The organism is Burkholderia sp. Bp9016 (assembly GCF_003857765.1).
Classification (GTDB): domain Bacteria; phylum Pseudomonadota; class Gammaproteobacteria; order Burkholderiales; family Burkholderiaceae; genus Burkholderia.
Window position 1 is genome coordinate 127819 of sequence record NZ_QTPY01000009.1, and the last position, 19287, is coordinate 147105.

20 protein-coding genes are annotated in these 19287 nt (G+C 66.6%); 12 read left to right on the top strand and 8 right to left on the bottom strand.

Features of this window, described 5'->3' with window-relative positions; all coding sequences use genetic code 11:
* The first annotated feature begins 77 nt into the window (after positions 1–77).
* Positions 78–533, top strand: a complete 456-nt coding sequence (locus DIE13_RS13310; RefSeq protein ID WP_124827641.1) for a VOC family protein — start codon at positions 78–80, stop codon at positions 531–533.
* Between the two features lie 76 nt (positions 534–609).
* Here DIE13_RS13310 and mctP read toward each other — a convergent pair whose 3' ends face one another.
* The 3 genes from mctP to DIE13_RS13325 all read right to left on the bottom strand — a co-directional run bounded on the left by mctP (position 610) and on the right by DIE13_RS13325 (position 3515).
* A complete protein-coding gene (gene mctP / locus DIE13_RS13315; protein WP_124827642.1) occupies positions 610–2160 on the bottom strand; it encodes a monocarboxylate uptake permease MctP in 1551 nt (516 codons plus the stop codon).
* Entirely contained in the window at positions 2157–2399 is a 243-nt protein-coding gene (locus DIE13_RS13320; RefSeq protein WP_096502081.1) for a DUF3311 domain-containing protein, read from the bottom strand. Before DIE13_RS13320 ends, mctP begins: the two co-directional genes overlap by 4 nt.
* 198 nt (positions 2400–2597) lie before the next feature.
* Positions 2598–3515, bottom strand: a complete 918-nt coding sequence (locus DIE13_RS13325; protein WP_124827643.1) for a spermidine synthase — start codon at positions 3513–3515, stop codon at positions 2598–2600.
* Positions 3516–3682: 167 nt separating this feature from the next.
* Between DIE13_RS13325 and DIE13_RS13330 the strand changes: the two genes are divergently transcribed.
* The 3 genes from DIE13_RS13330 to DIE13_RS13340 are packed head-to-tail and all read left to right on the top strand — an operon-like array spanning position 3683 to position 4535.
* A complete protein-coding gene (locus DIE13_RS13330; protein ID WP_124827644.1) occupies positions 3683–3961 on the top strand; it encodes a YlcI/YnfO family protein in 279 nt (92 codons plus the stop codon).
* Positions 3958–4266 (top strand): type II toxin-antitoxin system RelE/ParE family toxin, encoded by a 309-nt coding sequence (locus tag DIE13_RS13335; protein ID WP_124827645.1) that lies wholly within the window; start codon positions 3958–3960, stop codon positions 4264–4266. Before DIE13_RS13330 ends, DIE13_RS13335 begins: the two co-directional genes overlap by 4 nt.
* Positions 4267–4280: 14 nt before the next feature.
* Positions 4281–4535 (top strand): hypothetical protein, encoded by a 255-nt coding sequence (locus DIE13_RS13340; protein ID WP_124827646.1) that lies wholly within the window; start codon positions 4281–4283, stop codon positions 4533–4535.
* Between the two features lie 44 nt (positions 4536–4579).
* Here the strand turns inward: DIE13_RS13340 and DIE13_RS13345 are convergent, their stop codons facing one another.
* The 4 genes from DIE13_RS13345 to DIE13_RS13360 form a co-directional block, all read right to left on the bottom strand.
* A complete protein-coding gene (locus tag DIE13_RS13345) occupies positions 4580–5056 on the bottom strand; it encodes a DNA-deoxyinosine glycosylase (RefSeq protein WP_124827647.1) in 477 nt (158 codons plus the stop codon).
* A complete protein-coding gene (locus DIE13_RS13350) occupies positions 5056–5652 on the bottom strand; it encodes a chorismate--pyruvate lyase family protein (RefSeq protein WP_124827727.1) in 597 nt (198 codons plus the stop codon). Before DIE13_RS13350 ends, DIE13_RS13345 begins: the two co-directional genes overlap by 1 nt.
* 8 nt (positions 5653–5660) lie before the next feature.
* On the bottom strand, positions 5661–7559 hold the full coding sequence (htpG, locus tag DIE13_RS13355) for a molecular chaperone HtpG (protein WP_124827648.1): 1899 nt from the start codon (positions 7557–7559) through the stop codon (positions 5661–5663).
* Between the two features lie 156 nt (positions 7560–7715).
* Positions 7716–9176, bottom strand: a complete 1461-nt coding sequence (locus DIE13_RS13360; RefSeq protein WP_124827649.1) for a PLP-dependent aminotransferase family protein — start codon at positions 9174–9176, stop codon at positions 7716–7718.
* Positions 9177–9404: 228 nt separating this feature from the next.
* Between DIE13_RS13360 and DIE13_RS13365 the strand changes: the two genes are divergently transcribed.
* The 7 genes from DIE13_RS13365 (at position 9405) to DIE13_RS13400 (ending at position 17776) form a co-directional block, all read left to right on the top strand.
* The gene (locus tag DIE13_RS13365; RefSeq protein WP_124827650.1) at positions 9405–10097 is read left to right on the top strand and encodes a VOC family protein; all 693 of its coding nucleotides are present in this window, start codon (positions 9405–9407) and stop codon (positions 10095–10097) included.
* Positions 10098–10164: 67 nt separating this feature from the next.
* Positions 10165–11073 carry a DMT family transporter gene (locus tag DIE13_RS13370; protein ID WP_124827651.1) on the top strand — a complete coding sequence of 303 codons (909 nt, stop codon included), beginning with the start codon at positions 10165–10167 and terminating at the stop codon, positions 11071–11073.
* 152 nt (positions 11074–11225) lie between these two features.
* On the top strand, positions 11226–12407 hold the full coding sequence (locus DIE13_RS13375; protein ID WP_124827652.1) for a PLP-dependent aminotransferase family protein: 1182 nt from the start codon (positions 11226–11228) through the stop codon (positions 12405–12407).
* 46 nt (positions 12408–12453) lie between these two features.
* Positions 12454–12912, top strand: coding sequence for a RidA family protein (locus tag DIE13_RS13380; protein WP_124827653.1), 459 nt, complete (start codon positions 12454–12456; stop codon positions 12910–12912).
* 13 nt (positions 12913–12925) lie between these two features.
* Positions 12926–13807 carry a PhzF family phenazine biosynthesis protein gene (locus tag DIE13_RS13385; RefSeq protein ID WP_124827728.1) on the top strand — a complete coding sequence of 294 codons (882 nt, stop codon included), beginning with the start codon at positions 12926–12928 and terminating at the stop codon, positions 13805–13807.
* Positions 13808–14025: 218 nt separating this feature from the next.
* Positions 14026–16365: an EAL domain-containing protein gene (locus DIE13_RS13395; protein ID WP_124827654.1), complete on the top strand. Its 2340-nt coding sequence runs from the start codon at positions 14026–14028 to the stop codon at positions 16363–16365.
* Between the two features lie 202 nt (positions 16366–16567).
* Entirely contained in the window at positions 16568–17776 is a 1209-nt protein-coding gene (locus DIE13_RS13400) for a chromate transporter (protein WP_124827655.1), read from the top strand.
* A 51-nt stretch (positions 17777–17827) separates the two neighbouring features.
* On the opposite strand, the gene DIE13_RS13405 is transcribed toward DIE13_RS13400, so the two are convergent.
* A complete protein-coding gene (locus DIE13_RS13405; RefSeq protein WP_124827656.1) occupies positions 17828–18274 on the bottom strand; it encodes a multidrug/biocide efflux PACE transporter in 447 nt (148 codons plus the stop codon).
* Positions 18275–18386: 112 nt separating this feature from the next.
* On the opposite strand from DIE13_RS13405, the gene DIE13_RS13410 reads away from it, so the two are divergent.
* Positions 18387–19271 (top strand): LysR family transcriptional regulator, encoded by an 885-nt coding sequence (locus tag DIE13_RS13410; RefSeq protein WP_124827657.1) that lies wholly within the window; start codon positions 18387–18389, stop codon positions 19269–19271.
* Positions 19272–19287 lie beyond the last annotated feature (16 nt).

The window sequence follows — 19287 nt, forward strand, 5'->3', positions numbered from 1 at the left end:
CGGTGCGCTCTTCCCGGTCAATCTTGGATGTACCCGAGCCGGCGCCGACGTGCCTGCCCGGACCACAGGAGACAACGATGCAAGTCCAACCGTATCTGACGTTCTACGGCCGCGCGGAAGAAGCCCTTCAGTTCTACGAAAAGGCGCTCGGCGCGAAGACGATGTTCAAGATGCACTTCAAGGATGCGCCGCCGAACCCCGATTACCCGATGTCGCCGGAGATGGGCGACAAGGTGATGCATGCGAGCTTCACGATCGGCGACTCGATGATCATGTGCTCGGACGGCGACTGCAGCCAGCCGAGCGGTGGCGCGCACGCGGGCTATTCGCTGTCGCTGAACCCGGCAACGGTCGACGAAGGCCGGAAGCTGTTCGATGCGCTCGCCGACGGCGGCGAAGTGACGATGCCGTTCGGCAAGACGTTCTGGGCGCTCGGCTTCGGGATGGCGAAGGACCGTTTCGGCGTGCACTGGATGGTCAACGTCGAGGACCTGTCGCAACGCGACGCTCTCGCGAAGCGCGCGGGCCAGTAACACCCGCGCACCAAGCAAAACGCCCGCGACTTGCGTCGCGGGCGTCGTGTCGAAACTGCAACAGAAGGCGGGCCGATCAGCTCTCGACGACGTCGAGATAATCCTCCGGCCGCGTGCGGTCCTCCGCATGCGCCATGCCCATCACACGCACCAGCACGCTCACCACCACCGACACCACCAGGTTCACGATCAGCGACCACACCGCCGCGTAGCCCGGAATCGCGAGGCCGAACAGGTGGATCGTGAAGATCGAGCCGGCCAGCTTCAGCGAGATCGCCATCCACGTGCCGCACACGATGCCCGCGGCCCAGCCGACCAGCAGGCCGCGATGGTCGAGCACGCGCGTGTACAGGCCGAGCACGATCGCCGGCAGCGTCTGGATGATCCAGATCCCGCCGAGCAGTTGCAGCTGAATCGCATAGGTCAGCGGCAGCCCGAGGATGAACGCGACCGCGCCGACCTTCACGATCAGCGACACAAGCTTCGCGACGTGCGTCTCCTGCTCGTGCGTCATGTTGCGGTTCACGAACTCGCGGTGAATGTTGCGCGTGTACAGGTTCGCGGCGGCGATCGACATGATCGCCGCCGGCACCAGCGCGCCGATGCCGATCGCCGCGAACGCGACGCCGACGAACCACGACGGGAAGTAGTTGAGGAACAGCGCGGGCACCGCGAAGTTCGGGCCGAACGCCTTGAAGTACGGCGCGTACTGAGGCATGTCCTTCACGCCGGATGCGAGCGCCATGTAGCCGAGCAGCGCAAGCAGGCCGAGCACGAACGAATACGCGGGCAGCATCGCCATGTTGCGGCGGATCGTGTTGCCCGACGACGACGACAGGATCGCCGTGACCGAGTGCGGATACAGGAACAGCGCGAGCGCCGAGCCGATCGCGAGGGTCGCGTACGCGCTGTAGCCGTTCAGGCTCATCGCATCAGGCGCCTTGAGCAGCAGCTTCGCGGGCGGCACCGCCGCGAAGATGTGGCCGAAGCCACCGAGCTTCGCGGGGATCACGATGATCGCCGCGGCGATCGTGATGTAGATCAGGATGTCCTTCACAATCGCGATCATCGCCGGCGCGCGCAGCCCCGACGTGTACGTGTACGCGGCAAGAATCGCGAATGCGATGATGAGCGGCAGGTCGCCGACGAAGCCGGTCGTGTCGAAACCGAGCGCACCGATCACCACTTCGATGCCGACGAGCTGCAGCGCGATGTACGGCATCGTCGCGACGATGCCCGTCACCGCGATCGCGAGCGCGAGCATCCGGCTGCCGTAGCGTGCGTTGACGAAATCGGCTGCCGTCACGTAGCCGTGACGCTTGGCGATGCTCCACAGTTTCGGGAACACGACGAACGCGAACGGGTAGATCAGGATCGTGTACGGCAGTGCAAAGAAGCCCATCGCGCCGGCACCGAACACGAGCGCGGGCACCGCGACGAACGTATAGGCCGTGTAGAGATCGCCTCCGAGCAGGAACCATGTGACGATCGTGCCGAAGCGGCGACCGCCGAGGCCCCATTCGTCGAGATGGGCGAGATCGCCGCGCCGCCAGTTCGCGGCGAGAAAACCGAGGACCGTGACGCCGATGAACAGGAGAACGAATACGAAGGTAGCGCCGAGATTCATCGCGCACCTCCTTGCGTGCCGTTCGCCTTCCACGCGTTCTTGGTCTTGTGATACACGAACGCGGTGATCACCGCGCTAATGAACACCCAGAGCAACTGGTACCAATAGAAGAACGGAAAACCCAACCATTGCGGTTCGATCTTGCTGTACGACGGCACCCAGACCATCGCGATCAGCGGCACCACCAGCAGCCAGAGCCAGCGCTTGGCGGCCCGATTGGCGTCGGCATCGTGAGCCATGACGTCTCCTCATCTTTCCCGGTTATCGATCTTGTTGAGCGGGTACGGCGGCGAGAGGAGCGACAAAACGGGTAAGCTGCGGCTCCCCTGGCTTCGCGCCAGTATAGGAGCCGCGAGCGCGCGGTCAAGCGGGGGCGAACCCGAGGTGATCCGCCCCTAGTCATGCGGTTGCACCGGCATGCGGCCGGCGCGCGAGCGTCAGATCGCGAACGAGGATTCGCGTGCGCCCGTCGTTTCTTTCAAAGCTTTCACCCACTTGCGCGCGGGCAGCTTCAGCGTGTCCTCGATCAGCTTCGCGCGGGCTTCCAGTTGCGCATACGGCACGTCGAGCGCCGGGCCCGAGAACGCGATCGCGATCCGGTTGCCATCGTGCACTTCCGGCAGCGCGATCACGCGGTGGTCGAACGCCGCGTTCAGGTGCTTCATGTTGCGCACGAAACTCGGATGGTCGCCGAACAGGTTGATCGTCGCGATGCCCGCATCCGCGAGGCAGCCGCGCACCGCACGGTAGAACGCGACGCTGTCGAGCACCGGGCCGCGCGCGGTCGCATCGTACAGGTCGATCTGAAGCGCGCCCGTCGTGCCGCGATTGGCCGCGTCGTTGACGAAGTCCCATGCGTCGGCTTCATGCACGACGAGGCGTGCGTCGTCGGGCGGCAGCGCGAACATCGTGCGCGCCGCGACGATCACGGCCGGGTTCAGTTCGACCGCCTCGACCTTCGCGTGCGGCAGGAAGCGGTGCGAGAACTTCGTCAGCGCACCGGTGCCAAGCCCGAGCTGGACGATCCGCTCGGGCGTTTCGAGGAACAGCAGCCACGCCATCATCTGCTGCGCGTACTCGAGTTCGATATGCAGCGGCTTGGAGATCCGCATCGCGCCCTGCACCCATTCGGTGCCGAAGTGCAGGAAGCGCACGCCGCGCTCTTCAGAGAACGTGACGGGCGCGAAACGCGGCTTGCGCGGTGCGTCGAGGACGGGCACGTCGTCGTGTTCGTCGATCTCCGGGCGGCGCTTCACGCGCGGTGGCTGGAGCTTTTCGGAACCGTTGTACGCGGACGGCTTGCGTTGCTTGAACGCGCGCGCCTCGGCGGACGCGCGCTTGATCAGTCGGGTCATGTTGAATCTCGCTGGGTGATGCTGGATAAGCGGACGAGAGGATAGCATTGGTGGGGCGCCGGACCGTCGGAGGAGTGCGCGGCTCGTCGGCTGGCCATTCGGGCGACTTGCAGGCGACAGGGGCACGCGGGATAATGTATCGCAATTGCGACGCAAAAGAGATCACGATGAAAACTGCGACTTTTCCATCTATCCGGGTCGAGCCGGAATTGCGCGATGCCGCAGAGAATGTCCTTCAGGAAGGCGAATCACTGTCGAGCTTCGTCGAGCAATCGATTCGCGAAGGCATCGAACGTCGACGGCTCCAAAGCGAATTCATTGCGCGCGGCATTGCATCACGGGATGAAGCTCGACGGACCGGCGAGTATGTCTCTTCGTCCGAAGTGCTGGAACGGCTGGGTCGACGACTCGATACGCTGCGTGACAGGAAGCGGCAGACTCGATGACCTATACGGTTCGCTTTACGTCCGACGCATCGGACGACCTGGACCGGCTTTATGCTTTCGTCGTCGACCGTGACGATGCGGAGGTCGAACGGGCTGAACGCGCGTTGTCAGCCATTGCGTCAGGAATCGCCACGCTTGAATCGTCGCCGTTCACCTGCCGCAAAGTTCATCCGTCCATGCCGTTTCTCCGGGAACTGATCATTCCATTCGGCGCATCCGGCTACGTCGCATTGTTCGAGATCGACGACGGCCAAACGGTGACGATCCTTGCAGTCCGCCACCAGCGGGAAAGCGACTACCACTGACGACGAGGAATCACATGACCTCGAACGGCAAGAAGATCTGGTTTCCGGCGAAACGCTACGGCTGGGGATGGGGGTTGCCGGTCGCGTGGCAAGGGTGGGTCGTGCTGCTGCTGTTCGTGATCGGGATCATCGCGAGCGCGTGGCTGGCACCGCCGCACCGGTCGCCGGTCGCGTACGGTGCGTGCATCGTGATGCTGATCGCGCTATTGACCGTCGTGTGCTGGCTCAAGGGCGAAAAACCCCGGTGGCGATGGGGAAAGGACAAGTAGGTGTGCGTCGGGGGCAATGGACGCCGCCGCCGCTCGATTCGGCGTCAATCGGGTATCGCCCGCCACTGCACCAGCTTCTGCTCGAACGACAACATCGCGTTCGCCGGGCTCGACGACGGCAGCACGAGCGTGTCATACCCGGCCTGCCCGATCACGTCGGCAAACCGCCCCGCCGTCTTCCCGTTGAAACACACCTTCTTCAGCAGCGGCGCATGCTCGCGCAACGACGCGAAGTCGTTCGGTTTCGCATGGCGGATCGCGGAATCGAGACTGCCTTCGCGGTGGCAGGCATCGAGCACATCCCAGATGCCGATGCCGTGCGACAGCACACGCTCGAGCCGCGCGTCATACGCAAGCTCGTGCAGTCCGGGCTCGTCGAGCACCGCGCCCAACAGCCGCCAGAACTGATTGCGCGGATGCGCGTAATACTGCGCGGCATCGAGCGACGCCTCGCCCGGAAAGCTGCCGAGAATCATCGTATGCGTATTCGGCCCGACGACCGGCGCAAAGCCTTGCAGCATCACACGCCTGCGCGCGGCCCGACGGATCGCGGCCCGTCGCCGTGCGCATCGAGATGACGCCACAGCGCGGGCAGCATGCATTCGGTGACCATCAACGGCTTGCCGTGACGCTGGAACACCGAACGCCGCGCGGCAAACGCATGCGGCGCCCGCTCGCCCGCGAGCGCATGGCTTGCGAGCGCGTACAGCGGATGCCCGGCGATCACGCGCCGGCTGACAAGCGCCGAGCGCTCGACCTGCGGATCGCTGTACAGCAGCTCCGCGAGCGGTCGCGTGCGCAGCCGCCGCATCGCCTGCCAGACTCCCTTGCTGGCCGCGAGCGGCGCGATGCTGTGCGCGGCGACGTACGGCGTGCCGTCGACCGACAGGATCACCTCGCGCACCCACATCGGCGCGCGCGGCGCGCTGTCGAGCGCCGCCGGCTCGTCGAACCACGGGCAATCGACGGCCTCGCGCGTCACGCGCACCTTCACGCCGCCGAGCCGCGCGAGGTGCGCGGTCAGCGAGCCGCCGCGCGTCAGCCAGTCGCGCTGGTCGAGCGTGCAGCCGGGCCGGGGCGTGTCGCGCCAGCCCGCCTGTGCGCCGTCGAATCGCATCCGCACGTTCACGCGGTGCGCGACAGCAGCAGCGCGTTGGTCCGCTTCACGAAGCTCGCCGGATCGTCGAGCATCCCGCCTTCGGCCAGCAACGCCTGATCGAACAGCAGATGGCACCAGTCGCCGAAATTGGCGCTGTCGGCATTCAGCTGCTTCACGAGCGCGTGCTCGGGATTGATCTCGAGAATCGGCTGCATCGCCGGCGCATTCTGACCGGCCGCCTTCAGCATCCGCTGCAGGTAGCCGCTCATGTCGTTGTCGTCCGCGACGAGACACGACGGCGAATCGGTCAGCCGGAACGTGACGCGCACTTCCTTCACCTTGTCGCCGAGCGCTTCCTTCATCTTCTCGACGACCGGCTTGATCGCCTCGCCCGCCTGCTCCTGCGCCTTCTTTTCCTCGTCGTTCAGCTCGCCGAGGTCGAGATCGCCGCGGGCGACGCTCGCGAGCGGCTTGCCGTCGAATTCATGCAGGAACGACAGCATCCATTCGTCGACGCGATCGGTCAGCAGCAGCACCTCGACGCCCTTCTTGCGGAACACTTCGAGATGCGGGCTGTTCTTCGCGGCCTGCCACGTATCGGCGGTCACGTAGTAGATCTTGCTCTGCTCGGGCTTCATGCGCGACACGTAGTCGGCAAGCGACACGTCCTGCGCGTCGGTATCGCCATGCGTCGATGCGAAGCGCAGCAGCTTCGCGATGCGCTCGCGGTTCGCGTGATCCTCGCCGAGGCCTTCCTTCAGCACCTGGCCGAAGGCACCCCAGAACGTCTTGTACTTCTCCTTGCCGGCATCCTCTTCCGCGTTCGCCAGCTCTTCGAGCATCGACAGCGCACGCTTGGTCACGCCTTCGCGGATCGCCTTCACGTCGCGGCTTTCCTGCAGGATTTCACGCGACACGTTCAGCGGCAGGTCGGCCGAATCGACGACGCCTTTCACGAAACGCAGGTATTGCGGCAGCAACTGCTCGGCGTCGTCCATGATGAACACGCGCTTCACATACAGCTTCAGGCCGCCGCGATAGTCGCGGTTCCACAGGTCGAACGGCGCGTGCGCCGGCACGAACAGCAACTGCGTGTATTCGCTGCGGCCCTCGACGCGGTTGTGCGTCCACGTGAGCGGATCCTGGTGGTCGTGCGCGATGTGCTGGTAGAACTGCGTGTACTGCTCGTCGGTGACGTCGCTCTTCGAACGCGTCCACAGTGCACTCGCCTGGTTGACGGTTTCGTCCTCGTCCTTCAGGACCATCTCGCCCTTTTCCTGATCCCACTCTTCCTTCTGCATCAGGATCGGCAGCGCGATGTGATCGGAATATTTCTGGATGATCGACTTCAGGCGGTGCGACGACAGCAGTTCGTCCTCGCCTTCACGCAGGTGCAGCGTGATCGTCGTGCCACGCTGCGCGCGCTCGATCGCGTCGATCGTGAAATCGCCCTCGCCCGCGCTTTCCCAGCGCACGGCTTCGCTTGCCGGCAGGCCCGCACGGCGGGTCTCGACGGTGATCCTGTCGGCGACGATGAAGCCCGAATAGAAGCCGACGCCGAACTGGCCGATCAGCGCGGCGTCCTTCTGCTGGTCGCCGGACAGCTTCGTGAAGAATTCCCTGGTGCCCGAACGCGCGATCGTGCCGAGGTTCGCGATCGCCTCGTCGCGGCTCATGCCGATGCCGTTGTCCTCGATCGTGATCGTGCGCGCGGCCTTGTCGAAGCCGATGCGGATACGCAGGTTCGGATCGCTCTCGTACAGCGCGTTATTCGCGAGCGCTTCGAAACGCAGCTTGTCGGCCGCGTCGGACGCGTTCGACACCAGTTCGCGCAGGAAGATTTCCTTGTTGCTGTAGAGCGAATGAATCATCAGGTGGAGGAGTTGCTTGACCTCTGCCTGAAAGCTCATCGTTTCGTGTGCCATGGATGCTGTTTCCTCTTACTTGAACTTGAATGGTGTGGCGCAGGCGCCCGGCGCGCGATGCCGGCGGGCCCGTCAAGGACAACCGCCTGGCGCAAGCGGTTTGCGCGGGTATCTGGGGACGCGCGCCGCGATTTCAAGGGGCGGCGCGCCGCGGCGTCACGATGCGCGCCGCGCCGCCGATTCGATATAGCGCGCGAGAAACCCCGGCAGCGCCGGATCGCCGCAGTTCGCGACGTTAAAGCGCGTCCACGTCGACGGCGACTGCTGCGGCGAGAACAGGCTTCCCGGCGTCAGCAGGAAGCCTGCCTCGTGCGCGGCGGCCGCGAGCGCGTCGGAATCGACGCCCGTATCGGCCCACAGGAACATCCCGGCCGCGGGCATCGTGAAGAGCTTCAGCCCGGTGCGCTCGAGCATCCGCGCGGTCTTGTCGCGCACGCCGTCGAGCCGTGCGCGCAGGCGCTCGACGTGACGCCGGTAATGCCCTTCGGTCAGGATCTTGTAAAGCACGCGCTCGTTGAGTTCCGGGGTCGTCATCCCGACCAGCATTTTCTGGTCGGTGATCGCCTTCGCGATCTCCGGCGCGCATGCGACGTAGCCGACCCGCAGGTTCGCCGCGAGCGTCTTCGAGTAACTGCCGAGGTAGATCACGCGCTTCAGCTGGTCGAGGCTCGCGAGCCGCGTGGCCGGGTAGCTCGGCGGGCACAGGTCGCCGTATACGTCGTCCTCGACGACGAGGAAGTCGTACGCCTCCGCGAGCTTCAGGATCCGGAACGCCTGCGCGGCCGACAACGACGTGCCGGTCGGGTTCTGCAGCACCGAATTGATCACGAGCATCTTCGGCCGCCACATCTGCACGAGCGTCTCCAGCGCGTCGAGATCGGGGCCGTCCGGCGTGTACGGCATCCCGACGAGCTGCGCACCCTGCGACGCGAAACGGCCGAACATCTGGAACCATGCCGGATCGCCGACGATCACCGCATCGCCGGGCTGCACGTAGATCCGCGAGATCAGGTCGATCGCCTGCGTGATGCCCGACACCAGCACGAGCTGCTCGGGCTTCGCGCCGATCTCGACTTCCGCGAGCCGCGTCTGCAGTTGCTGACGCAGCGGCAGGAAGCCCTGCGGCGTGCCGAAGCCGAGCATCTGCGCGCCGGACTGGCGCCCGAGCGCGCGCAGCGAGCCGGTGATCAGCTCGCCGTCGAGCCAGCGGCCCGGCAGGTAGCCCAGACCCGGCCCTTTTTCCGGACTGGCGGTATGCAGCATGTTGCGCAGCAGCCAGACGACGTCGATCGTGTTGTGTACCGGCGCGGCCTCCGCCACGCGTGCCACGCTGTCGACCGGCTGCGGGCCGACGGCCGTGCGCTCGCGCACGTAGAAACCGGAACCCCGCCGCGAATCGAGATAACCCTGCGCGACGAGCCGTTCGTATGCCTCGACGACGGTGAAACGCGACACGCTCTTGTCGAGCGCGAGCTTGCGGATCGACGGCATGCGCATGCCGGGCCGGAACACGCGCTCGTCGATGCGGCGCCGCGCCCACTGGACGAGCTGGTCGACGAGCGTGAGCGTGGCCGTGTCGTGCGGCGCGGGAATCTGGGCGAGGGGAACGGTGAACATGGGCGGCGCTCCAACTGTACCGAAGGCTATCGCGGCGATTGTACCGTTACTGTGCCGGTGCGGACGATTACAGTTGACCGGAATGGCGCGCGTGCGGCCGCCGCTGCGGCCCTGCCGCACTGACGCCGCGCCGGCCGGCCTGCCGCGCGGCCCGTGCGCCGGCGGGTTCCGCAACCGCCCGGCGCCTCGCCCGACTACCATGACACTTCCGCTTCCCGACCGACGTTCATGCCAGCCCGTTCCCTGACCCTCGACCATCTCGTGATCGCCGCGCGCACGCTCGACGAAGGCGTGCGCCACGTCGCCGACGCGCTCGGCATCGAACCGGCCGGCGGCGGCCGCCATCCGCTGATGCGCACCCATAACGCGCTGTTCGGCGCATGGGGCGGCCTGTACCTCGAAGTGATCGCGATCGATCCGGACGCGCCCGCCACGGGCGACGACGGCACGCCGCCGCGCACGCGGTTGTTCGGCCTCGACGATCCGGCGATGCGCGAACGGCTCGCGCAGGGGCCGTTCCTCGCGCACTGGGTCGCGCGCGTCGACCGCCCGCGCCAGCTCGCGCTGTGGCAGAGCCAGTATCCGGCCCGGATCGCACCGGTCGTCGCGATGCGGCGCGGCGACCTCGGCTGGGGCCTCACGGTGCCCGACGACGGCGCGTTCCCCGCATGGCAAGGCGCCGGCGACGGTCTGCTGCCGTCGCTGATCCAGTGGGACAGCCCGCGCCACCCGGCCGAATCGCTGCCGAGCGACGGCGTCGCACTGAAGGCGCTCAAGGGCGCCCACCCGCGCGCGGACGCGCTCCGCGAACAACTCGACTGGCTCGGTGCCGCCCACCTGCTCGATCTCGAGACCGCCGACGGCCCGCCCGCGCTCGTCGCCGAATTCGACACGCCGCAGGGCGCACGCACGCTGCGCTGACGCTGCACGCACGGCCGCCCTTCCCGTCACACCCTACGCACCTCACGAATACGGAGACACCCACGACATGAATTCGCGCGAAACCCGGGGCATGCTGCTCGGCCTCATCGGCGTCATGATCTTCAGCCTGACGCTGCCGATGACGCGTATCGTCGTCTCCGAACTCAATCCGCTACTCAACGGGCTCGGCCGCGCGCTCGCCGCGGCGGTACCGGCCGGCCTGCTGCTGTGGTGGCGCCGCGAACGGCTGCCCACCCGCGCGCAACTGAAAAGCCTCGCGGTCGTGTCGGCCGGCGTGATCATCGCGTATCCGGTGTTCTCCGCGTGGGCGATGAAAACCGTGCCGGCGTCGCACGGCGCCGTCGTCAACGGCCTGCAGCCGCTGTTCGTCGCGCTGTACGCGGCATGGCTGTCGCACGAACGGCCGTCGAAGGCGTTCTGGGCCAGCGCACTGGCCGGCAGCGCGCTCGTGATCGCGTTCGCGTTGCGCGACGGCGGCGGCACCGTGCAGGCGGGCGATGCACTGATGCTCGTCGCGGTCGGCATCGGCGCGCTCGGCTATGCCGAAGGCGCGCGCCTCGCGCGCCAGATCGGCGGCTGGCAGGTAATCTGCTGGGCGCTCGTCGTGTCCGCGCCGTTCCTCATGCTGCCGGTCGGCTGGCTCGCATGGATGCAGCATGCCGCGCACCCCGGCCCGCTCGCGCTGCGCACGTGGCTAGCGTTCGTCTATGTGACCCTCTTTTCGCAATTCATCGGCTTTTTCGCGTGGTATGCGGGGCTCGCCATGGGCGGCATCGCGCGCGTCGGCCAGGTGCAATTGCTGCAGATCTTCTTCACGATCGCCTTTTCCGCGCTGCTGTTCGGCGAGACGGTAACGTCGTCAACGTGGCTGTTCGCGGCCGCCGTGATCGCGACCGTCATGCTCGGCCGGCGCTCGTCGGTGGCCACGGCCCCGCGCCCCGCTCGCGCCGGTTGATGAGGTGCGCCATAATGTTCGTTTTGCCTGAACGGTTTTGCCCACCCAGCCGCGACGGCCTGATCGCGCTCCCGCGTGCCCACCCGGCCGCGTCGACGCAATCTGCCTGACCGACCTTTCTTGACTGACCACGATATCCGAACGAGGAGACTATGAATCCGAGCGACCTGCATCCGCCGCACTGGCAGCTTTCCGAACGCGCACGCAAGCTGACGAGCTCCGCGATCCGCGAGATCCTGAAGATCACGGAACGCCCCGAGGTCATCTCGTTCGCCGGCGGCCTGCCCGCTCCCGCGACGTTCCCGGCCGAACGCATGCGCGCCGCGGCCGACCGCGTGCTGCGCGACTCTCCCGCCGCGGCGCTCCAGTACAGCGCGACCGAAGGCTACCTGCCGCTGCGCGAATGGATCGCCGAACGCTACAGCGTGCGCGTGTCGCAAGTGCTGATCACGACCGGCTCGCAGCAGGCGCTCGACCTGCTCGGCAAGGCGCTGATCGATCCGGACAGCCCGATCCTCGTCGAAACGCCGACCTACCTCGGCGCGCTGCAATCGTTCTCGCTGTACGAGCCGCGCTACGTGCAGGTGCCGACCGACGAGCAGGGCCTGCTGCCCGAAGGCCTCACGCCCGAACTGACGCAAGGCGCGCGCCTGCTGTACGCGCAGCCGAACTTCCAGAACCCGACCGGCCGCCGCCTGCCCGTCGAGCGCCGCCGCGCGCTCGCCGCGTTCGCGCAGTCGAGCCCGTTCCCGGTGCTGGAAGACGATCCGTACGGCGCACTGAACTACCAGGGCGAGCCGCTGCCGACGATGCTGTCGATGGCGCCGGACCATGTCGTGCACCTCGGCACGTTCTCGAAGGTGCTCGCACCGGGCCTGCGGATCGGCTACATCATTGCCCCCGAAGAACTCCACTTCAAGCTCGTGCAGGCCAAGCAGGCCACCGACCTGCACACGCCGACGCTGACGCAGCGCATCGCGCACGAAGTGATCAAGGACGGCTTCCTCGACGAACACATCCCGACGATCCGCCAGTTGTACGGCGCGCAATGCGAGGCAATGCTCGCGTCGCTCGCGCGCCACATGCCGGAAGGCGTCACGTGGAACCGCCCGGACGGCGGGATGTTCATCTGGGTGAACCTGCCCGCGCGGATCGACAGCATGAAGCTGCTCGAAGCGGCGGTCGAGAACCACGTCGCGTTCGTGCCGGGCGCGCCGTTCTTCGCGAACGATCCGCAGCAGAACACGCTGCGCCTGTCGTTCGTGACGGTGCCGCCCGAAAAGATCGAGGAAGGCGTCGCACGCCTCGGCAAGCTGCTGCGCGAGCGTCTCTGATCCCCTTTTTCCTGTCACGCACGACTCTCTACGAGGAATCGAACACATGGCTAACGTCTACGACAAACTGAAGTCGCTCGGCATCGAGCTCCCAACCGCCGGCGCACCGGCCGCCGCCTACGTGATGAGCGCGCAAAGCGGCAACACGGTCTACCTGTCGGGCCACATCGCGAAGAAGGACGGCAAGGTCTGGGCCGGCAAGCTCGGCGCCGATCTGCAGACGGAAGACGGCAAGGCGGCCGCCCGCTCGATCGCGATCGACCTGCTCGCGACGCTGCACGCGCACACCGGCGACCTGAACAAGGTCACGCGCATCGTGAAACTGATGAGCCTCGTGAACTCGACGCTCGAGTTCACCGAACAGCACCTCGTCACGAACGGCGCGTCGGAGCTGATCGCGGAAGTGTTCGGCGATGCGGGCAAGCATGCGCGCTCGGCATTCGGCGTCGCGCAGATTCCGCTCGGCGCGTGCGTCGAGATCGAACTGATCGCCGAAGTTGCGTAACGCAACCGTCACGATGACCGGCCGCCGCGTTCGCTTCAAGCAGGTCGACGTCTTCACGTCGGTGCCGTTCAAGGGCAATGCGCTTGCCGTGGTGTTCGACGCCGATTCGCTCGGCGACGACGACATGCTCGCGATCGCCCGCTGGACGAACCTGTCGGAAACGACGTTCGTCTGCACGCCGACGGATCCGGAAGCCGACTACCGCGTCCGGATCTTCACGACGGGCGGCGAGCTGCCGTTCGCCGGTCATCCGACGCTCGGCACCGCGCACGCGTTCCTGGAAAGCGGTGCGCGACCGCGCACGCCGGGCCGGCTGATCCAGCAATGCGGAGTCGGCCGGGTCGAACTGCGCGAACGGGCCGATGGCTGGGCATTTGCCGCACCGCCGGCACGGTTCACGCCGCTCGACCGCACCGACTACCCGGCACTGGCAACCGCATTGCGATGCGATGCGATCGATCCGGATACCGAACCGTGTGCGGTCGACAACGGCGCGCCCTGGCTCGTCGTGCGGTTGACGTCGGCCGACGCCTGCGTCGGCCTCGCCCCCGATCAGGCCGCATTAGAGGCAATCACCCATCGCTATGGCACGGACGGCCTTGCGGTCTACGCGCCGCACCCGGATGGCGGCCCCGCCACGTTCGAAATCCGCTGCCTGATGACGGGCGGCAGCTTCGGCGTCGGCGAGGATCCCGTCACCGGCAGCGCCAATGCCGCGCTGGCCGGCCTGCTGAGCCGCCAGCAACGCCGCCCCGGCCCTTCGTATACGGTGCGCCAGGGCACGGCGATCGGCCGCGACGGCCGCATCTTCGTCCACTATGACGACGACGACACGATCTGGATCGGCGGTCACGTCGTGACGGTCGTGGACGGCACGTTCCAGGCGCCCGCCTGACGTTTCGCGATGTGCGACGGTGCCGGCCAAGCCGGCACCCTACGATTCCCCCGTCTATCGCAAAAGCCGTCCAGCCAGTAATATCGGGCCTAATCCGTCGCTTCGGCGGGTCTGTCCATGGTTGCGCATCCCGCGAACGAACAGACGCCGGTGCGCCCAACCATAGCCGGCCATCCCGACGGGGGATGGCTCACGCGAGCAGGACGCCGCCCTTTTCGATGAGCTCCGCCCGGTCTAACCACACGCCGCCGAACCGGCCGCTACGCGCGCCGCGCAAATCGCGCCGGCGTGCGCTGTTCGCGATCCCGCTGCTCGGGATGCTGGCGCTCGCGCTGCTGTGGGCCGTGATCATCGCGCGACTGTCGGTCGAAAAGGACAGCGCGTACAAGGAAGCGGCGGCATCCGCCGCCATCCTGTCGTCCGCGCTCGAACAGCATACGGTCAAGGCAATCCACCAGGTCGACCAGATCACCCGCTTCGTCAAGTTCGAGTTCGAGAAGTCGCCCGCGCATTTCAACCTTGCGAGCGCAGTCGAAAAAGGCGTCGTGCCGAGCGACACGCTGATCCAGGTCTCGCTCGTCAACGCGAAGGGCATCCTGTTCGCGAACACCGCCGAACTCCATCCGAAGCCGATCAACCTGTCCGACCGCGAGCACTTCAAGGTGCATCTCGCGAACAACGACGACCGCCTGTACATCAGCAAGCCGGTGCTCGGCCGCGTGTCGAGCCACTGGACGCTGCAGATGACGCGGCGCCTGAACAACCCGGACGGCAGCTTCGCGGGCATCGTCGTCGTGTCGGAAGACCCGAGCTACTTCACGAACGACTTCTACAACAATGCGGCGATCGGCAAGGAAGGCGTGATCGCCGTCGTGTCCGACACGGGCGCCGTGCTCGCGCGCCGCACCGGCTCGGTGAGCAACGCGCCGGGCGCGTTCTCCGCATCGGGCGTCTACCCGATCGCCGAGCGCGTGACGGGCACCATCATCGACCCGCTCGACGGCGTGACGCGCATCGTGTCGTACCGCCACCTCGACGGCTACCCGCTCGCGGTGATGGTCGGGCTGTCGCAGACCGAGGAATTCGCGGACTACTACCACACGCGCAACGTCTACCTGCTGATGACGAGCTTCATCACGCTCGCGATGCTCGCGTTCTTCGGCGTCGCGACGGGGCTGATCGGCAAGCTGCTCGGCCGCGAGCGCGAGATGACCCAGCTCGCCGAATACGACCTGCTCACCGGCCTCGCGAACCGCTACGCGACGCTGCGCGGGCTGCGCAACGACGTGTCGATGCCGTCGAGCCTGTCGCGGCTCGGCCTGCTGTTCATCGATCTCGACAACTTCAAGACCGTCAACGACACGCTCGGCCACAACGCCGGCGACATCGTGCTGCAGATGACCGCGTCGCGCCTGTCCGATGCGGTCGGCGACGAAGGCTCGCTCGCGCGGATCGGCGGCGACGAGTTCGTGGTCGTGATGAAGGGCGACGACGTCGAACGGCGCGCGGTGCGGCTCGCGGAAGCGATCATCCGGTTGTTCAGCGAACCGTTCGACGTGCGCGGCAGCTCGTTCGTCCTGCATGCGAGCATCGGCATCGCGCTGCACACCGTCGCGAACGAAAGCGAGATCGATCTGCTGAAGAAGGCCGACCTCGCAATGTACAGCGCGAAGGACGCCGGCAAGAACTGCTATCAGTTCTACGCGCCGCACCTGTCGCACCGCGCGGATCACCTGATGCGCTGGGAACAGCAATTGCGCGTCGCGCTCGCCGAAGGGCAGCTCTTCCTCGCCTACCAGCCGAAGATCGACCTCACGCAGCGCACGATCACGGGCTTCGAGGCGCTCGCGCGCTGGGATCATCCGGAGCACGGCATCATCTCCGCGAACGAATTCATTTCGATCGCCGAATCGACCGGCCTGATCGTGCCGATCGGCGACTTCGTGATCCGCACCGCATGTGCGCAGATCGCGCGCTGGCGCGACGACGGCCACGACACCCTGACGCTCGCGGTCAACATCTCGCCCGTGCAGTTCTGGCGCGGCGACCTGATCGAGACGATCTCGCAAGCGCTGCTCGATACCGGCATCGACGCGAACCGGCTCGAGCTCGAAATCACCGAGACCGCGATGATGGAATATCCGGAGCTCGTCTCCGAGAAGATCGTCGCCCTGAAAAAGCTCGGCATCCGGATCGCGCTCGACGATTTCGGCACCGGCTACTCGTCGCTGTCGTACCTGCACCGCTTCTCCGTCGATACGCTCAAGGTCGACCGCTCGTTCGTGCAGGCGATCCCGAACGATCGCAGCGTATGCGTGATGGTGTCGTCGATCGTGCATCTCGCGCGCTCGCTCGGTCTCACGGTCGTCGTCGAAGGCACCGAAACCGAGGAGCAGATCGCATGGCTGTCCGCGCTCGGCGAGATCGAAGCGCAGGGCTTCCTGTTTTCGCGGCCCGTACCGGCCGACGCGATTCCCGCGTTGATCGAACGCTTCGGCGTGCGCGGCGAGCAAGCGAACGTGATCGCACATCGCGCGGCCGGCAACGCCGGCGCGTAAGCACACCACACACCGCACACGGCACGCGTCGTGCCGCACGCCGATCATTTCGGCTTCCGATCCGATCGTTTAGTTCATTAACTAGCGTTTTCGCGCATGGCAGTGTCACGATGCGCGGCGGACAATTGGGAGGGCCATCGTGCCGGCAGGCCGCCGGCATGTCCCTATGCGCGAGATCGGGCCCTGCGCCAACAGCACAATCATGACAACCGTCGAAGTCGAAGCGGCCGAACGTGTCGAGCGGGCACAGGCATCCCTGTGGACCTTGTTCAAGGTCGTCGCCGGCATTTCCGCGGTGTCGTGGGGCGGGCTGTCGATGATGGCGCAGCTCGAACGTCACTATGTCGACCGCTTGCAGCGCATCGAGCCGCACCAGTTCGCCGATCTCGTCGCGCTCGCATGGCTCGTGCCAGGTCCGGTCGGATGCAACGTCGCGGTGCAGGTCGGCCAGACGCTGCACGGGCGCGCCGGCGCATGGATCGCCGGCATCGCGAGCGTGCTGCCGTTCTTCGTACTGATGACGCTGTTCGCGACCTTCTATCGCACGCCGCTCGTGCGCTCGCTCGCCGCGCCGATGCTGATCAATCACTTCGGGATGGTGCTCGCCGCGCTGATCGGCGTCACGTGGCTCAAGCAGTTGCGCACGCTTGCGCGCACGCGGCTCGAACAGCTGATCGCCGCGCTGTCGACGATTCAGCTCGCTTTCGCGCATAGTCCGGCTGCGTTCGTCGGGATTCTCTGCGCTGCGTTTGCGGCAGGCTGGCTCACCGGGCCGCCGCAACACGACGCAATCGATTTCACGCTGTCCCGGCGCGATCGCAACCTGCTCGTGCTGCTCGCCGTCCTCGTCGCGCTGTTCGCGCTGCCGCTGCCCGGCGACTACCAGATGGCGCTGCTGTGGCCGCGGCTCGCGGGCGCCGGCATGACGCTGTTCGGCGGCGGCTTCTCCGCATTGCCCGTGCTCAAGGCGCTATTCGTGTCGCCTGCGACCGGCATCTCCGATCACGACTTCACGCTCGCCTTCGCGTTGTCGCCGGTGTCGCCGGGGCCGCTGCTGAACGTCGTGCCGTTTCTCGGCTACCTGACCGACGGCTGGGTCGGCGCGCTGTTCGCGACCGCCGCGCTGTTCATTCCGTCGGGTTGTCTCGTCGTGTTCGCGAAGAACCACCTGTTCCGGCTCAAGCGCCATTCGCGCTTCGAGCACGGGATGCGGCTGCTGCGCGCGGCGACGACGGGCTTTCTTGTGGTCGCCGTCGTGAAGATCCTGCATCGCGAACCGGCCGATCCCGTCTATTGGCTCACGGGCGCGTTCGCGACGCTGTGCTTCGCACGCTTCAAGGTGCCCGTGTATGCCGTCTACGGCGCCGTCGCGATCGTGTGCGGCGTGTGGCTGTGGGCGGCCGCCCGCTGACGGACGGCCGAGATCGCGACGGCGCCCGCCCGCTCGACATCCCCGCCCCGCTCAGCCCGCCTGCACCGCGACGCGGCGTGCGACCCAGCGTGCGCGCAGCGCGTCGTACGCGAGGTTGAAGCAGAACGTGTAAGGCAGGAAGAACAGCACGATGCCGAGGTCGAGCAACAGCGCCTCGACGAGGCTCACGTCCAGCCACCAAGCAGCAACCGGCACCACCATCGCGACCAGACCCAGTTCGAACGCGACCGCATGCGCGACCCGCATGCCGAGCGTCCGCGTCAAGCCCGCGCGCCGTTCGAGGCGGTCGAACAGCGTATTGAATGTCATGTTCCACGCCATCGCGATCAGCGACACCATCACCGTCAGCACGCCGACGTGCGATACCGGCATGTCGAGCAGCCATGCGCCGATCGGCGCGCACAGTGCGATCGCCACGAGTTCGAACGTCAGCGCATGCACGAGGCGTTCCGTCACCGTTTTGTTCACCTGTTTCATGATTCCCTCCGGTTCGTATATTCAGTTCATGCGGCCATTTTGATCGGCGAAACCATACCAATCCAGTTTGATATCATCGGTTTTACCGATATAACGCCGTGAGGATCGCTGCATGCGCCATGCTCCCGAAGCCCTGCTCGCGTTTGCCGAAGCCGCGCTGCTCGGCTCGTTCACGGCCGCCGCACGCAAGCTCGGCAAGCGCCAGTCGACGATTTCCGAGGCGATCGCGAACCTCGAGATCGACCTCGGCGTGCAGTTGTTCGATCGCTCGACACGCACCCCGACGCTGACCGACGCCGGACGCGCGCTGCTGCCGCAGGTGCAGCGTGCGCTGGAGGCTGGCGCGGCGATCGACCGCATGGCGGCGCGGCTCGCGCAAGGCGAGGAAGCGCGGCTCACGCTCGTCGTGTCCGACACGTACCAGTCGAAGCGTTACGAGGAAACGTTGATGGCACTCGAACAGCGCTTTCCGGCGCTCGAGCTCGAATGCCAGATCGCCGAGCACGAGGACGTGCTCGACCTGATCCAGCAGGGCCGCGCGCAACTCGGGCTGATGGCCGCGCGCGCGGGCTATCCGCCCGATATCGGTGCGGCGACGGTGGCGGAGGAATCCGAGATCGGCCTGTTCGTCGGGCGTATGCATGCGCTTGCGCAATACGGCGACGCCGACGTGCCGCATGCGGCGCTGCGCGACGCGCGCGAGCTGCGGCTCAATACCTATGTGAAACCGGAGGATCGCAGCGCCGACGACCGGATCGTCGTCGGCACGCAGCGCTGGCTCGCGCCGAGCTATCTGATGCTGCTTGAGATGGCCGTGCTGGGGTTCGGCTGGGCCGAGCTGCCGCGCTGGATGGTGGAGCACTTCGCGCGCGATCGCCTGTGCGAGCTGCGCTCGCGCGGCTGGCCGCGCCGCGTGCGGGTGGATGCGGTGTGGTCGCGCAACCGGCCGCTCGGCCCGGCCGGCTCGTGGCTGCTCGACGCGATGCTGGCCACGTAGCGGCGCGGCACCGCGC

Excerpts from the sequence above, each read along its gene's own strand:
- DIE13_RS13310 (WP_124827641.1), top strand. The coding sequence starts at position 78 with ATGCAAGTCCAACCGTATCTGACGTTCTACGGCCGCGCGGAAGAAGCC.
- mctP (WP_124827642.1), bottom strand. The coding sequence starts at position 2,160 with ATGAATCTCGGCGCTACCTTCGTATTCGTTCTCCTGTTCATCGGCGTC.
- DIE13_RS13320 (WP_096502081.1), bottom strand. The coding sequence starts at position 2,399 with ATGGCTCACGATGCCGACGCCAATCGGGCCGCCAAGCGCTGGCTCTGG.
- DIE13_RS13325 (WP_124827643.1), bottom strand. The coding sequence starts at position 3,515 with ATGACCCGACTGATCAAGCGCGCGTCCGCCGAGGCGCGCGCGTTCAAG.
- DIE13_RS13330 (WP_124827644.1), top strand. The coding sequence starts at position 3,683 with ATGAAAACTGCGACTTTTCCATCTATCCGGGTCGAGCCGGAATTGCGC.
- DIE13_RS13335 (WP_124827645.1), top strand. The coding sequence starts at position 3,958 with ATGACCTATACGGTTCGCTTTACGTCCGACGCATCGGACGACCTGGAC.
- DIE13_RS13340 (WP_124827646.1), top strand. The coding sequence starts at position 4,281 with ATGACCTCGAACGGCAAGAAGATCTGGTTTCCGGCGAAACGCTACGGC.
- DIE13_RS13345 (WP_124827647.1), bottom strand. The coding sequence starts at position 5,056 with ATGCTGCAAGGCTTTGCGCCGGTCGTCGGGCCGAATACGCATACGATG.
- DIE13_RS13350 (WP_124827727.1), bottom strand. The coding sequence starts at position 5,652 with ATGCGATTCGACGGCGCACAGGCGGGCTGGCGCGACACGCCCCGGCCC.
- htpG (WP_124827648.1), bottom strand. The coding sequence starts at position 7,559 with ATGGCACACGAAACGATGAGCTTTCAGGCAGAGGTCAAGCAACTCCTC.
- DIE13_RS13360 (WP_124827649.1), bottom strand. The coding sequence starts at position 9,176 with ATGTTCACCGTTCCCCTCGCCCAGATTCCCGCGCCGCACGACACGGCC.
- DIE13_RS13365 (WP_124827650.1), top strand. The coding sequence starts at position 9,405 with ATGCCAGCCCGTTCCCTGACCCTCGACCATCTCGTGATCGCCGCGCGC.
- DIE13_RS13370 (WP_124827651.1), top strand. The coding sequence starts at position 10,165 with ATGAATTCGCGCGAAACCCGGGGCATGCTGCTCGGCCTCATCGGCGTC.
- DIE13_RS13375 (WP_124827652.1), top strand. The coding sequence starts at position 11,226 with ATGAATCCGAGCGACCTGCATCCGCCGCACTGGCAGCTTTCCGAACGC.
- DIE13_RS13380 (WP_124827653.1), top strand. The coding sequence starts at position 12,454 with ATGGCTAACGTCTACGACAAACTGAAGTCGCTCGGCATCGAGCTCCCA.
- DIE13_RS13385 (WP_124827728.1), top strand. The coding sequence starts at position 12,926 with ATGACCGGCCGCCGCGTTCGCTTCAAGCAGGTCGACGTCTTCACGTCG.
- DIE13_RS13395 (WP_124827654.1), top strand. The coding sequence starts at position 14,026 with ATGAGCTCCGCCCGGTCTAACCACACGCCGCCGAACCGGCCGCTACGC.
- DIE13_RS13400 (WP_124827655.1), top strand. The coding sequence starts at position 16,568 with ATGACAACCGTCGAAGTCGAAGCGGCCGAACGTGTCGAGCGGGCACAG.
- DIE13_RS13405 (WP_124827656.1), bottom strand. The coding sequence starts at position 18,274 with ATGAAACAGGTGAACAAAACGGTGACGGAACGCCTCGTGCATGCGCTG.
- DIE13_RS13410 (WP_124827657.1), top strand. The coding sequence starts at position 18,387 with ATGCGCCATGCTCCCGAAGCCCTGCTCGCGTTTGCCGAAGCCGCGCTG.